We start from the raw sequence: 14,095 nt of genomic DNA on the forward strand, positions 1-14,095 counted from the left end.
TATTGGGGAAAGGGAGATTTGTAAATGTTTCATTTGAACGACATATTAATATTTTTATTTTTCGGTATAATCGCATTTGTTGTACCCGGAACTTTAACAGTCTGGAACATTTATAATTGTTTTTCTGCAAACCCCAAAAAGGAAAAGCTCATCTCAACCGTAACCGTTCTGGTTGGCGGCCTGTTATATCTGATGCTGTTTGCGATAACGTATGATACAGCAGGCGACTGGTATGAACAGGTTAATACTATGCAATTTCACTATGTGATTTCTTCCGGGTATTGGGGAATTTCCTGGGTTGCTTTATTAGGATTTGCTGCATACTTTTTGTTGTTATACATAAATACCGACCGACTGCCGCCATTAGTATCCGCGGCTGCCATTTCCTTTATTATCCTGCTTAATGTATTGCAGATTACATTTGCAGTTCAGTTATCTAAAAATATTGATGATCCCTTAGAATTGTTATTTTACGTTTATCATTTCAACATATTGCTGTTATCTGCAAGAGCAATTCAGAGACATATGCTGCAACAGGTAGAAATCTTTAAAAACAGAGCAGCAGCACAGGATAACAATATACGTTTCAAGAAATTTTACGATATCATTAACAGCTTATCCAGGTACACCATTGTAATTTTTGTTGCACTGTTTCTGGTTGTGGCAATTATCGAGATTATATTTGTCCTAATTGGTCAGGGACTGGATGCTCCGATTAATGCATTTACAGATACTGCAGATTGGACATTTTCAAAGCAGACACCACCACCGCCATCAGATTACGAAGGACATTATCTTTGTACGGTAGCCGCCGGTGGGCACAAAAAAGTTGTGAAACCGCTTAGATTTGGAAGCAGGAGAGGTGCAACGATCATTGTAAACAGGCAATTATGTATTGCCAACGCATTTGAAGAAGTGATTCAGATAAAATTTCCAAGTTTTCACAGGATGGTTCGCCACATATATGATACATACGGCTATCCACTGTCGAAACTCATAACAAATCCTCTTAGAGCAGATGTTGTTTATATTATAATGAAACCATTGGAATGGATATTTTTATTATTCTTATATCTGGTTGATGTCAGACCGGAACAGAGAATAAGAAACCAGTATGTTTTACAATTCAAAAGATAAGGTGTGAATATGGGGAGTGTTATTTCCATCATGTCTATTATTATCTCCATCATTTATTGATAAAATGATGGAGATAAATCTGAAAAGAAGGAGATTTTTAAAAAGCAAAAAAGCCCCCATCTTTTGTGTTCAACCTACTCTTCCTTCGAGCTGGATGTAGATCCTTTATCTATTCTCTTTATTGCGTTTCTTATAATCTCTTTTGCTTTATCCTCATTGTTCGTTTCAAGTAGTGCGAGGATACTATCAAGTAAAATACATAACTCCTGATTTTGCATTTCTTCCATCCTTTCCACCGCCTTTCTTTATCTGAAGTATAGCGGCTTTATTTGTTGTTTTCAAGCTCTTTTCCTGCCTTTATTCCCTGTTCCATCCTGATCTTATACTCCATCAGACGTAAGAGATAATCCGGCATCTTACGGTTTCCAAGTTCCCAATCCTGAACTGTCCTATATGGTATCTCGAAATACTCACAAAACTCCTTTCTGGTCATACCAGTGCTTTCTCTAAGCTCTACTAGATAGTCTTTACTGTCCATATCGCACTCTCCTTTGACTACATATCTCCCGTTAGCATGTTACTTTTGTGCCCGCGTTGCGTATATTGCACATTTATATTATCATACGCATTGTGTATATGCAAGTTGTTTTTCGCCATATTACATAAAAATTAAAAAGTGTCAGGTACAGATAAACTTTTGTTTATCCGCACCTGACACCAATCTACCTCCGTTTTCTATTTCATCACCGCATTATACACATCCCTCTTAGGGACTCCGCGGTCAACGGCCGCCTGCTTTATGGCATCCTTCTTGGACATACCCTGATCTACGTACATCTGCACATGTTCCTCCACGGACATAGCCTCGAACGAGCTCTTCTTCTCCTCCTCAAGCTTCTTCACATCAAGCCCTTCTATCACGATGACGAATTCTCCTCTTGGATCTTCCTCCTCGTAGCGGGCTATCGCCTGAGAGAGCATCATAGGTTCTATCGCCTCATGTTTCTTGGTGATCTCTCTCGCAAGTGTTATATGCCTGTCACCGAGTGTCTCCATGAGTTCCGCCAAAGTTTTCTTCAGCTTGTGAGGGGCCTCATACATCACCATTGTCCTCGTCTCACGCTTCATCTCCTCGAGAACCCTCGTCCTGTCCTTCTTGTCATATGGAAGAAACGCCTCAAATGCGAATCTTCTGGTCGAAAGTCCGGAGCTGATGAGTGCCGATATGCATGCGCACGCCCCCGGCACCGGTGTAACCTCAAGCCCTGCGGCAAGAGCCTGTCTCACAAGCTCCTCCCCGGGATCAGATATACCCGGAGTTCCGGCATCAGTGATAACTGCAACGCTTTGTCCTTGCTGCATTTTCTCAACGAGAACCTTTGCCTTATCGTATTTGTTGTATTCATGATAGCTTGTCATCGGAGTCTTGATCTCGAAATGATTGAGCAGCTTGATACTGTTTCTTGTATCCTCCGCCGCTATCACATCCACCTCGGAAAGAACCCTGACAGCCCTGTATGTCATATCCTCAAGATTGCCTATAGGTGTTGCCACCAGATATAATTTGCCTGCCATATATAAACCTCACTATCTGTAATATGTACATTAGGGTGTTTACAACATTTTTCACTTTCATGCTGCAGCCGTTGCCTGTTACCGCTTTGCACTGCCTTCATACGTCGCAAGCAGCTGCTCCGTGTACACTCCCGGAGCTTTGTAGACTATCATAGGCGGATCGATCTTGATCATGGAGTTGCCACCCTTGACGGCCTCCACTATGACCATGTTTGGCTCCTTATCTATGTATGGATGTACAAGCTGCATCCTCTTTGGCTCAAGCCTGTGCTCATGCAGGCATTCAAATATCTCAGCCAGCCTGAACGGCTTGTGTATCATATAAAAGCTTCCGCCGGGTTTAAGGGCATACTCTGCCGCAGCCACCACCTGATCCAATGTCACATGAACCTCATGTCTCGCTATGTTCTTCGGAGCATCCGGATTCTCCAGACCGTGACTGCCCTTTATGTATGGCGGATTTGAGGTCACTATGTCAAAGGAGGCCTTCTTGTAGTTACAAGAGACCTCCTTTATATCTCCGTTATCTATTCGCACTAAACCGTCAAGCCCATTGAGGCTCACGCTCCTTGCCGCCATGTCCGCGCATTCAGTCTGGAGTTCTATACCTATAAAACGTGCATTATCAGCAGGCTTAGCATCCGTCAATCCTCGTTTTATTTCCGGATGATCAGACGCTATCTTACGGTCAATAGCGTCCAAAACAGCCAGCCTCTCCTTCCGGGTAAGAGTCCCTTCTCCATATTCCTTTGCAGCAAGAAGTATAGGTATGATACCTGTTCCTGTCCCGAGATCCAAATATCTGCCCTTCCTCTTAAATCGCACATAATTTGCAAGCAGCACAGCGTCCATTCCAAAACAGAACATCCCGCTGTTCTGTATGATCTGATATCCTCTGCACTGCAGATCATCTATCCTCTCATCAGGTTTTATAACCACATCCGGTTTAATCGTCAAATTTGGACTTTCCACCCTTGTCCTCCAATGCCTCAAGTGCCTTGTACTCCTCAGCGCTGAGTCTCTCTGAATTCTTTCTTCTCTTAGGCTTGAACTTGAGTTCAGCCACAGGATACTCCATAACTTCCTTGTTGTCATCCTTGTCTGTCACCACGATCTTAACCTTCTGTCGGAGAACGTTCACTGACATTACCTCGCCCTTATTGCCATCTATGGTCCTGACGAAATCTCCTACATTCGGAAGCTTCTCATTCAGATACTCGTAAGTGTCCTGCTCATGCTTCAGACAGCACATAAGTCTTCCGCACACACCGGATATCTTAGTAGGATTCAGTGACAGGTTCTGCTCCTTTGCCATCTTGATTGATACTGGAACGAACTCCGACAAATGCTTGTTACAGCAGAGCTCCCTTCCACATATGCCGATTCCGCCAACCATCTTGGTCTCATCGCGGACACCGATCTGTCTGAGCTCTATTCTTGTCTTGAACACCGACGCAAGATCCTTTACCAGCTCTCGGAAATCGATTCTCCTGTCTGCTGTGAAGTAGAACAGCACCTTATTGTTGTCAAATGTATACTCAGCCTCGATGAGCTTCATGTCCAGCTTATGCTTTGCGATCTTCTCAAGACATATGCCAAATGCTCTCTTGCTCTTCTTCTTGTTATCCTCGTATCTTCTGGTGTCATCCTCTGTGGCAATTCTTATGATTGGCTTGAGTGACGCCGTTATCTTGCCCTCTTCTACCTCTCGTCTTCCCAGAACCACTTTGCCGTACTCCACACCCCTTGCGGTCTCGACAATGACAAAACTGCCGGCCTCGACCTCAAAGTTCTGTGGATCAAAATAATATATCTTACCGTTTGGTCTGAAACGAACTCCTATAATCTCTTTCATTAACAATTCTCCTTCATGGTTAGGAGCATAAGCTCCATGACAATGTCAAAGCTGACATTCGCCTCAAGTCTGACCTTGGCCTTGTCCATAGACTTGAGTACCTTTTCTATACCCTCATAGCTGATGTGTGAAGACTGCTTTCTTATATCAGAATAATACTCCTTGAACATCAACCGGCCCGGGTTATTGGACACCTTGAGCATAAGAATGTCCCTGTACCACATCATCATCAGATCGATGTAGTCACTTACCTTGAGCTTGTACAGCTCCATATTCTTAATGGCAAATATCATGTCATCAACCGACATATCACTTATATGTCTCATGAACTTCACCACATTTTCCTTGATCTCCTTGTACTCATCACTAGTTGCAAGCCTGATGGCCTTTCCCAGATTGCCCTGGGCAAAATCCATACAGAAGTCAGCCTTCTGCTTGTCCAGCTTGAGCTCGTTCATGAGATAATCAAGTATATCATGCTCCCTGACAGGCTTAACGTTAAGCACTATACATCTGGACTGTATCGTCTGAAGCATCTTATCAAGATTGTTGGTGAGCAGTATGATTATTGCATAGGCCGGAGCTTCCTCGATCGTCTTTAACAAAGCGTTCTGTGCATTTACATTCAGAAGCTGTGCATCCTCTATAACATATATCTTATATCTGCTGCTATAAGGCTTGATATCAATATCAGAATTCACCTGATCACGTATCTCTTCAACCGAGATCACATTTGGCTTGTCGTGGGTCACCCACACGATATCAGGCTGATTTCCCGTCTCACACTGAAGACATGACTTACAATGATTACATGGCTCTGTACCGCCCTCCTCACACTGGAGAGTCTTGACCAGCGCCCTGGTAAGGGTCTTTTTTCCACTTCCTGTCTCGCCATTGATGATGTAGCCCTGGGATATCTTACCCAGCTCAATGCTGCTCTTGAAGTGGCGTATTATGTCCTCATGTCCGATTATGTCTGTGAAATCTATCATATATACCAACCCCCTTACAATTAATTGTTTCTGTATGTCTATTCTGACCTTCTCCAAAATCAAAATATATTAAAGATTAAGTTTCTTCTCTACATACCCTACTATTATACCATGAATCTCATCAATAGGTAAAGTAGCGTCTATCCTTACTATTCTCTCAGGATGCACATCTGCCAACTTGCGGTATCCATCCACGACCTTCTGATGGAAATCAAGCTTTTCATTTTCCATCCTGTCAAGCTCGGCCTGATTTTTCTTCCTTGCTATTCCTTCCTGTGCGTCAAGATCCATAAGGAATGTCATATCAGGCATGATTCCCTGAAGTGCAAATTCATTTACCTTATACACCGTGTCAACTCCGAGTCCTCTTCCGATTCCCTGATACACAGCGGATGAGTCCACAAATCTGTCCGCGATCACCGCCTGTCCGGCATCCAGTGCAGGCTTAATATTCTCTTTCACAAGCTGGGCTCTCGCCGAAGCATACAGAAGCAGCTCAGTCATATATCCCATCTCTGTAAAATCCTTGTTCAATATAACCTCGCGGATCGCCTCACTTATGGGATTCCCACCCGGATCTCTGGTTATCAGCACGTCATAGCCTTTCTTCTCCAGATATTCCTTAAGCAGCTCCCTCTGTGTGGTCTTGCCCGCTCCGTCCGGGCCCTCTATAGTTATAAATATTCCTCTCATATCCTAACCCTGCCATATGCTGTTCCTGCACATGTACACCTTTCATATTTATATTGTGATTCTTATCAAACCTTCCAGATCATAGTGCTACATATCATTCTCCGCACAGCACTTTGATATAACCGTCATTGACTCCTGCCACATTAAGTCCGCTGTCTATCATGGACTTTATTCCATTCACTGTCTGCCGGTCAACAACCTCTCCCGGCGCCAGCACAGGTATTCCCGGCGGATATGCATATACAAATGCCCCCGACACCTTTCCAGCCGCACCCTCAATCGGCACGCTCTCCGCAGGTCTGTCCCACGCGGTTCCCGGCGGCATAGCTGATCTTCTGCCGGATATGATATCCAGCTCCTGCCGGTCTGTTTTATCCGGCTCATAGCCAAGGTTCCCGTCTATCTCAGCCACCGCATTAAATAGTATATCATAACTGTCTGCACTGTCCACAACAGATGATATACAAATGACATAACTCACCGATGCCATCTCAACAATCAGCCCATACCTGTCCGCCAGAATTTCAGCAAGCATAACCCCTGTAAATTTCTGTCCCGACTCGAGTACAGTTCCCGGTCTCACGACAAATACCAGTCTGCCCTCATCATGGTCGAACACTTTACACGCATTACAGATCTCATCATTTTTCACTGAGGAAGCATCAGGTCTGAACAGCCGTATATTTCTGAGCCCATCACATTTCCCGGCAAATGCCTCAAGCCTCCGCCCATACCTGGCAAATTCATCTCTGTTATTTGCGCCAAATGCAACTGCCTTCTCCATGCTCTGCATAAATATATACGAAGGTGATGACGTCTGGAATATCTGCAGATATCTCCTGACTCTCTCATCAAGTTTCGGATTCATCACATGAAGGAGCGATGTCTGGGTAAGTGCAGGCATGGTCTTGTGCAGGCTCTCGATGACAATATCCGCGCCCTGCTGCATGGCGGTCTCATGTCCTTCCATGAAGTTCAGATGTGCTCCCTGTGCCTCGTCCACAATGAGATATATTCCATACCTGTGTGCGATTTCGGCTATGGTTCTTATATCTGACATGACGCCCTCATATGTCGGCGATGTGATGATCACCGCTCTTGGCTTTCTGCCATCCGTTATCAACATGTTGATCGCACGCTCTACCTTATCCGGAGATATATCACCCAATATGTCCGTCCTCTCTGACACTTCACGATCATCTTCACCATTGACAGCCGCCTTTTCCTCTGTTTCATGATTGACTTCGCTGCTGGCAGCCATCTTTTCCCGAGTCCCGCGATTGCTTTCGCCGCTGGCATCCGTCATCCCATCTGTTATCGTCTGTTCTCCATTCTGATTCACGTCACAGCGCCATCTCATATCAACATAATCCGGCACTATGTATTCAGGCTCAAGCTCAAGCATGCAGATGGCGTTGTACACCGCCTTGTGGCAGTTTCTTGCCGCAAGTATCACGTCTCCCCTGTGACAGGTGGCGTGTATAGCTGTCATAAGTCCGGATGTGGAACCGTTCACCAGCATATATGTTGCAAATGTTCCATACACCTTCTTCATCTCGGCAATACTGTCCGCTATGAACGTCTCCGGCTCATGCATGTCGTCAAGATCTTTAGCCTCAGTGAAATCATGTGCATACACCCCGTTCCAGAAGTTTTCCCGGGATTTTGAAATGTTATCAACATTTTGGACGGCTTCTATCGGCTGTCTCTTGTGCCCAGGCATGTGCCACGGGTATGTACCCTTCTCTATATATTTTTCAAGTGCTTCATTTATATATTCCTTCACCAGTTTTTCTCCGTAACATAGATTCTGTGTGATATAATACCATACTTTTATGTATTTGTAACAGCACAGACTTCTCCCAACGTCTGCACAGATATAAAAAACAGGAGAAGCTCTATCCGGCTTCTCCTGTGAGGGGGATGAAAAGAAAGTTTTGCCTATTTTATGATCTTCCAAATGCTGCAACGGCATCCTCTATCTTCTGTAATTCGTCATCGGTCATGACTGTATGTGCCTGCTTTTCAGCAGCCTTGAGATTGCTGATGATCTGCTCAGGCTTTGAAGCACCGATCAGCACTGTTGTGACCTCCGGCTTGTTCAGCAGCCATGCTATGGCAAGCTCTGATAGCTTCATATCATATCCGGCTGCGATCTCATTTAACTGGTTGAGGAGAGGTCTAGTTTCAAGCACCTGATCCTCATGAAGGAATCTTCCGTCCTTCACAGCCCTGCTGTCCGCCGGCATGTCCTTCAGATATCTGTCTGTCAGCATTCCCTGTGCCAGAGGCGAGAAGCATATGAGTCCCTTGCCTGATGCGTATGTCTGCTTCAAAAGCCCATTGTTCTCGACAGATCTGTCCAGTATGCTGTATCTGTTCTGATTTATCACAAATGGCACATGAAGCTCATCAAGTATGCGCTCCGCCTTTGCCATGGTAGGTCCGTCATAGTTGGAGAGTCCGACATAAAGTGCCTTTCCACTCTTCACTATCTGCGCCAATGCTCCCATGGTCTCCTCGAGTGGAGTGTTCGGATCCATTCTGTGATGATAGAATATATCCACATATGGGATGCCAAGTCTTTTAAGGCTCTGGTCAAGACTTGCTATGAGATATTTTCTGCTGCCCCAGTTGCCGTAAGGGCCTTCCCACATATCGAATCCGGCCTTCGTGCTGATTATCAGCTCATCCCTGTACGCACCCAGTTCCTCTCTGAGTATCTTTCCAAAGTTTTCCTCCGCACTTCCGTACACCGGGCCATAGTTGTTTGCTATATCAAAATGTGTTATTCCGTTGTCAAATGCGGTAAAGCACATCTTCTTCATATTCTCATAATCGTCATTTGTTCCAAAGTTGTGCCAGAGACCAAGTGCCAGAGGCGGCATCATGAGACCGCTCTTTCCGCAATGTCTGTAAAATCCTGTACCTTCAACATTCTTATATCTATTCTCTGCTGCCTTATAATCTCCCATATTGATACCTCTCTTAAAATTATCCTTACGATGGTTTCTTTTTATATATGCAAGTTATCACTACATTTTGAAGTATATCATACCTATTACATCAAAAAAATATGAATATTTTTTATTATATATGAAATTTTTATTATAATTTTTATAAATGCTCTGTCTAAATTATCACGGACATTTTTACTATCCTCCGTATGCCTGTTACGCATTTACTGGGAGCTTATCTCCACCGAAAAATTGCCATCATGATATACAGACGATGTCGCCTTTCTGTGTCCTTTATTCTGCTTTTACAGCCCATCTCATCTTCGTCGATCTTGCTCTCGGATTGCGGGCGCACTCCTCCGCTGACGGTCTGACGACATCCTTGCTGACTTCGCTGTAAACACCAGCCTTCGCTCCCGCCTTGAACGCTCTCTTTACCAGTCTGTCCTCACCTGAATGGAATGTCAGTATCGCCACTTTTCCACCAGGTCTGAGCGCATCCGGCAGCTTGTCAAGGAAATCATACAAAACCTCAAACTCACTGTTCACATCTATTCGCAGAGCCTGAAAACACCTCTGACAGGATTTCTTTACAGCCTCTTTTCTGTCCTTTTCCGGCACAAATGCCAATGCCTCCTCGATGGCATCCTTCATCTGCGTGGTGGTCTCCACATAATTCTTAGTTCGGTTTCTCTTCATGATGACCGTGGCGATCTCCTCCGCATAAGGCTCGTCCGAGTTCTCCTGGAACATCCCAACGAGTTCCTCATACGAAACCTCTCGTAGACGCTCCGCCGCCGACTCACCCTTCTCCGGATCAAGCCTCAGATCAAGTGGTCCATCAAACTTGTATGTGAATCCCCTGTCTGGATTGTCTATCTGCATGGAAGACACTCCGAGATCCGCAAGGATAAAATCAAATCCCCCGGCCTCCTCTGCCACCTGGTCGATATTCCTGAAATTTGTCTGCTTTATCGTGAGTATATCCTCCCCGTAGCCGGCATCCTCCAGCCTCTTCTTCGTCTTCACTATCTCTATAGGATCAACATCCAGTGCATACATATGACCTTTTCCCTGAAGCTTCTCCAGCATACGCCTTGTGTGACCACCATAGCCCAGTGTCGCATCAAGCCCCTGCTGTCCCGGCTGTATCTGAAGGAAATCCAGTATCTCATTTACACATATTGAAATGTGCATCCCTGCCGGGGTACTTCCCTTGCTTATGACTTTCTCTATCGTATCCGCATATTTTTCAGGATCGTGCTCCTTGTATTTCTCCTCAAACCTCTTCGGATGGGTGCCACTGTAGTGCACTCTCCTCTTGTGTATCTTTTCTTCCATATATTCTTATCTCCTTAGCCGCCGTCTGCCATACAAGGCCCCGGAACATTTATGTCATAATACCATATATCTGCGAAACAAGCCACACAACACTAAAAAAATAGAAGCCACGGCATTCATCCGTGACTTCCAGAATAATAGCATCATATAATTATTATTATTTACCAGCTATAATGTGATGTATCATGGTGAGCTGGCTCCTGAGTGCATCCACAGATATCTGTCCAGGGGCGGAAGGTATGCCCGCTGTGGCAAATGATATCGTATTGCCATACATCTCTCCTGTGGTTCTTGTCTCCACACCAAGTTCACCCATGGATATAACTATGAGAGGCGTCTGATTTCCTCTATCCTGCAGTTCCTTTGCAGCCTGCATCATATCTACGACCTGCGATCCCTCCTCAGGCATCATGGCTATCTTGGCTATATCTGCACCTGTGAATATGATGGACTTAAATCTGTCAACTATCTGTTCCATAGGTATAGTAGTCTTGAAATCATGATTGGACACTATGACATACACGCCCTTGGAATGAGCCTCCGCTATGACTTCATCCACAATCTCCATGTCGGAGAAATATTCTATATCCACGATGTCTATATATCCACTGTCTATAGCGTCAATAAGAAGGTCGTGATACTGGCTGAGTGTTGCCTCCATGCAGCCACCCTCGCCCTTTGTTCGGAATGTAAATATAATAGGGAACTGCCCCAGCTTATCATGGATCTTCGCCAGAGTCTTCATAAGTGCCTCTCTGTCAAAGCACTTCTCGTACATATCCGCTCTGAATTCCACCATGTCCGGTTCCGACTTCGCTATGATCCCCAACTGATAGTCTACATCATAATCCGTCGGAGCTACCAGAGGTACACAGATCTTAGTCATTCCCTCTCCTATCGCCACATTCTTCACATTAACGACCTTCATCACTGCCTCCTGCCTTTTTCACATTTTCCCTGCACGCTGTACAGCTATTACTTTATCTCAATTGCATCCATGAATGTCTCACACAGCTTCTGCGCGTCAACCTTGTCGACCTTATCCCAGTAGCTGATAGAACATGTAACTACATCCTCGCCTGTAGGATATACCAACAGCACCTCTGTTCTATCCATATCATATGATGTGAGCTGTATCACAAGATATGTTACCTCTGTGCCATCCTTTGCCTTCACTGTGCCATCTGTCATCTCGTTGACCTTGGAGTTCTCATCGTTGTAATACTCTGTGTAAGTATCCTTCATGTTCTTCACAAGATCACTTGCTGAATAGTGTGTATATGTAGAATAGCTTGCATATACATCGCCCTTCTCATCATTATAAGATATGGTATACTCTGAAGCATAGCTTCTCTCGTATCCCTTTGGATCATTGATCTTTACTGACTTATCGCCAAGGCTTAATGTAACCTTTGAAAGGTCTTTCTCCTCTGTGCTGTCATTTGACTTCTCTGTGGTTGCTTCCTCTGTTGTAGCTGCCTCTGTTGTCTCAGGCTCTTCCTCCTCAGTATCCTTTGAGTCGGTGCCGAACTTTCCGTCAAGTCTGCTGTCAACACTTACTGAGTCAAATATCTCGCTCCATGCTGATACGATCTTTTCCATCTTATCCATGTTGATGTACTGATCTACATCATCACTGTTGAGAACTGAGTAATCAACCACATCTCCTGCTGCAGGAGCCTCTATCTTGTTGTCCTTCTCTGCTACCTTGAGATTTCCTGAGCACTGAAGAACATCCTCGCCTGATACTGTAACTGTGAGCTTTGCATCATTTATGCTGAATGACTCGCCCTTCTTGACATCTGCAAGGACACCCTCAAATACAGCCTGAGCAGTCTCCCCCTGTACATCAACAGATATGCTTCCACTCATCTTACCGCTGTTCTTGTCATAGTCTGATGTCACATTTCCTGTGAACTCCTGGCTCTCTCCGCCGCTCATTGCTGATAATGTGTACTTCTTGTCAGTTGATATCTTATCTCCTGATGTGTCAGTCTTTGACTCACTCTTGAGCTCTATATTTACATCTGAACCGTATGTAAGTGCTATCTTTGTTACAGCATCTGATGTGACATTTCCGTCACCCATGTAATCTGCTGTGAATGAAATCTTAACGCCTGCTGCTGCAAGATCATAATCCCAGTCAACACGGATCACCTTGTCGTTTTCTACGTATACATTTGCAACGGCATCCTTTGTCATTACTGCGCTGACCAGAGATGGAATAGTGCCGATGGACTGCTTGAGCTGATCCTTTGTAACACCCATCTGATCCATCATATCATCTGACAGATTACTGTCCATGTACTTGTTCAGACAGTCAACCAGTGCCTGTGAGAACTCATCTATAGCGTCTGTTGTGATTGTCACTGTGTAGTGGTCTGCCTTGATAGTCTTGCCATTTGCATTTGTAAACTCATCCTTGCCGACCTTCTCATATGTTATGGACTCTGCAAGCTTATCTGCAGCCGGCTTGAGATCCTCATCTATGATCTTCTGAAGAGCCTCGCTGTCAACTGAACCGCCGGCTCCCGCATCCTTGCTGTCGAGCTCTGCCATAACACTGTTCATGTCAAATGAAAATGTCTTGGTAAAGAGATCAGGACATGACATATAGAGCGTCTGACCGATCATTACAACATCCGCACTGACTGTCTCGCCTGCCAGTGTCATGGAAGAACCAAGCTTGAAGCTGTTCTGTCCGTCGCTCTTGGCTGTGCTTGCGTCAAATGTAAATGTTGAACCGTCGAGCTTACCATCTCCGGCAACCTTGTCGATGGTAAAATCTGACTGAACGTCCAGCTTGTCGACATCTATGTCATCTGCTCCGACGATACCTGCAATATTATTGTTCTCAAGTTCCTTTGCTGTGTTCTCCATCGCGTCCTTAACCGCATCCTTAGGACTCTTCTTGATGAACACGAAGAATACAACAACAAATGCTGCTATGATAACAAGCGCTGCCACAACTGCTATTATGGCTATCTTGATACCCTTTCTCTTCTTTGGAGACTCAGGCTTGTGCGCCTGATCACCATACATGTTCACGGTCTGATCATATACACTCTGCTGTGCATTCATCTGCTGACCGTACTGATCTGCAAACTGCTGACCCGCAAACTGCTGATTTGCATCGTACTGCTGCTGGCCATACTGTCCTGCGTACTGCTGGTTCGCTCCATACTGCTGCTGGCCGTACTGTCCTGCGTACTGCTGGTTTGCTCCATACTGCTGCTGGCCGTACTGTCCTGCGTACTGCTGGTTCGCTCCATACTGCTGCTGACCGTACTGTCCTGCGTACTGCTGGTTCGCTCCATACTGCTGCTGGCCGTACTGTCCTGCGTACTGCTGATCTGCTGCGTACTGCTGGTTTGCATCGTACTGCTGCTGACCGTACTGTCCTGCATACTGCTGGTCTGCGCTATACTGCTGACCCGCATCACCCTGCTGGTTCTGTGATGGCTGTGGACCATCGGCGCCGTTAGGATTCATTCCGTCCGGCATCTGATTCATGTTATTATCACTCATAATATCTCCCTTTCTGT

General features: G+C 45.2%; 13 protein-coding genes. 1 reads left to right on the forward strand and 12 read right to left on the reverse strand.

Annotated elements, in window-relative coordinates:
* Nucleotides 1-24: 24 nt before the first annotated feature.
* Nucleotides 25-1,137, forward strand: coding sequence for a DUF6688 domain-containing protein (locus DWX57_RS06230; protein ID WP_120123246.1), 1,113 nt, complete (start codon nt 25-27; stop codon nt 1,135-1,137).
* Nucleotides 1,138-1,271: 134 nt separating this feature from the next.
* Here DWX57_RS06230 and DWX57_RS14095 read toward each other — a convergent pair whose 3' ends face one another.
* From DWX57_RS14095 to DWX57_RS14225, 12 genes are all read right to left on the reverse strand, one after another.
* A complete protein-coding gene (locus DWX57_RS14095) occupies nt 1,272-1,424 on the reverse strand; it encodes a hypothetical protein (RefSeq protein WP_015534365.1) in 153 nt (50 codons plus the stop codon).
* A 38-nt stretch (nt 1,425-1,462) separates the two neighbouring features.
* Nucleotides 1,463-1,675 carry a helix-turn-helix domain-containing protein gene (locus tag DWX57_RS06235; RefSeq protein ID WP_120123247.1) on the reverse strand — a complete coding sequence of 71 codons (213 nt, stop codon included), beginning with the start codon at nt 1,673-1,675 and terminating at the stop codon, nt 1,463-1,465.
* Between the two features lie 197 nt (nt 1,676-1,872).
* Nucleotides 1,873-2,712, reverse strand: a complete 840-nt coding sequence (rsmI, locus tag DWX57_RS06240; RefSeq protein WP_120123248.1) for a 16S rRNA (cytidine(1402)-2'-O)-methyltransferase — start codon at nt 2,710-2,712, stop codon at nt 1,873-1,875.
* A gap of 78 nt (nt 2,713-2,790) precedes the next feature.
* The gene (locus tag DWX57_RS06245) at nt 2,791-3,684 is read right to left on the reverse strand and encodes a tRNA1(Val) (adenine(37)-N6)-methyltransferase (RefSeq protein ID WP_117549828.1); all 894 of its coding nucleotides are present in this window, start codon (nt 3,682-3,684) and stop codon (nt 2,791-2,793) included.
* Nucleotides 3,659-4,567, reverse strand: a complete 909-nt coding sequence (locus tag DWX57_RS06250) for a PSP1 domain-containing protein (protein WP_015534368.1) — start codon at nt 4,565-4,567, stop codon at nt 3,659-3,661. Before DWX57_RS06250 ends, DWX57_RS06245 begins: the two co-directional genes overlap by 26 nt.
* Nucleotides 4,567-5,559, reverse strand: coding sequence for a DNA polymerase III subunit (locus tag DWX57_RS06255; protein WP_118649485.1), 993 nt, complete (start codon nt 5,557-5,559; stop codon nt 4,567-4,569). The genes DWX57_RS06250 and DWX57_RS06255 overlap by 1 nt, the downstream gene beginning before the upstream one ends.
* A 69-nt stretch (nt 5,560-5,628) precedes the next feature.
* Entirely contained in the window at nt 5,629-6,252 is a 624-nt protein-coding gene (gene tmk, locus DWX57_RS06260; RefSeq protein WP_120123249.1) for a dTMP kinase, read from the reverse strand.
* A gap of 94 nt (nt 6,253-6,346) precedes the next feature.
* Complete coding sequence (locus DWX57_RS06265) at nt 6,347-8,038, reverse strand: aminotransferase class I/II-fold pyridoxal phosphate-dependent enzyme (RefSeq protein WP_165852772.1); 1,692 nt, start codon at nt 8,036-8,038, stop codon at nt 6,347-6,349.
* Nucleotides 8,039-8,198: 160 nt separating this feature from the next.
* Nucleotides 8,199-9,227, reverse strand: a complete 1,029-nt coding sequence (locus DWX57_RS06270) for an aldo/keto reductase (protein ID WP_118649488.1) — start codon at nt 9,225-9,227, stop codon at nt 8,199-8,201.
* Between the two features lie 276 nt (nt 9,228-9,503).
* On the reverse strand, nt 9,504-10,550 hold the full coding sequence (gene rsmH / locus DWX57_RS06275; RefSeq protein ID WP_120123251.1) for a 16S rRNA (cytosine(1402)-N(4))-methyltransferase RsmH: 1,047 nt from the start codon (nt 10,548-10,550) through the stop codon (nt 9,504-9,506).
* 157 nt (nt 10,551-10,707) lie between these two features.
* On the reverse strand, nt 10,708-11,478 hold the full coding sequence (gene aroD, locus DWX57_RS06280) for a type I 3-dehydroquinate dehydratase (RefSeq protein ID WP_120123252.1): 771 nt from the start codon (nt 11,476-11,478) through the stop codon (nt 10,708-10,710).
* Nucleotides 11,479-11,525: 47 nt separating this feature from the next.
* Entirely contained in the window at nt 11,526-14,078 is a 2,553-nt protein-coding gene (locus DWX57_RS14225; RefSeq protein ID WP_207666508.1) for a hypothetical protein, read from the reverse strand.
* Nucleotides 14,079-14,095 lie beyond the last annotated feature (17 nt).

This window comes from Coprococcus sp. AF19-8AC, assembly GCF_003603115.1.
GTDB classification, from domain to species: domain Bacteria; phylum Bacillota; class Clostridia; order Lachnospirales; family Lachnospiraceae; genus Coprococcus; species Coprococcus aceti.

Coding starts and splice junctions, on each gene's coding strand:
- DWX57_RS06230 (WP_120123246.1), top strand. CDS start 25: ATGTTTCATTTGAACGACATATTAATATTTTTATTTTTCGGTATAATC.
- DWX57_RS14095 (WP_015534365.1), bottom strand. CDS start 1,424: ATGGAAGAAATGCAAAATCAGGAGTTATGTATTTTACTTGATAGTATC.
- DWX57_RS06235 (WP_120123247.1), bottom strand. CDS start 1,675: ATGGACAGTAAAGACTATCTAGTAGAGCTTAGAGAAAGCACTGGTATG.
- rsmI (WP_120123248.1), bottom strand. CDS start 2,712: ATGGCAGGCAAATTATATCTGGTGGCAACACCTATAGGCAATCTTGAG.
- DWX57_RS06250 (WP_015534368.1), bottom strand. CDS start 4,567: ATGAAAGAGATTATAGGAGTTCGTTTCAGACCAAACGGTAAGATATAT.
- DWX57_RS06255 (WP_118649485.1), bottom strand. CDS start 5,559: ATGATAGATTTCACAGACATAATCGGACATGAGGACATAATACGCCAC.
- tmk (WP_120123249.1), bottom strand. CDS start 6,252: ATGAGAGGAATATTTATAACTATAGAGGGCCCGGACGGAGCGGGCAAG.
- DWX57_RS06270 (WP_118649488.1), bottom strand. CDS start 9,227: ATGGGAGATTATAAGGCAGCAGAGAATAGATATAAGAATGTTGAAGGT.
- rsmH (WP_120123251.1), bottom strand. CDS start 10,550: ATGGAAGAAAAGATACACAAGAGGAGAGTGCACTACAGTGGCACCCAT.
- aroD (WP_120123252.1), bottom strand. CDS start 11,478: ATGAAGGTCGTTAATGTGAAGAATGTGGCGATAGGAGAGGGAATGACT.
- DWX57_RS14225 (WP_207666508.1), bottom strand. CDS start 14,078: ATGAGTGATAATAACATGAATCAGATGCCGGACGGAATGAATCCTAAC.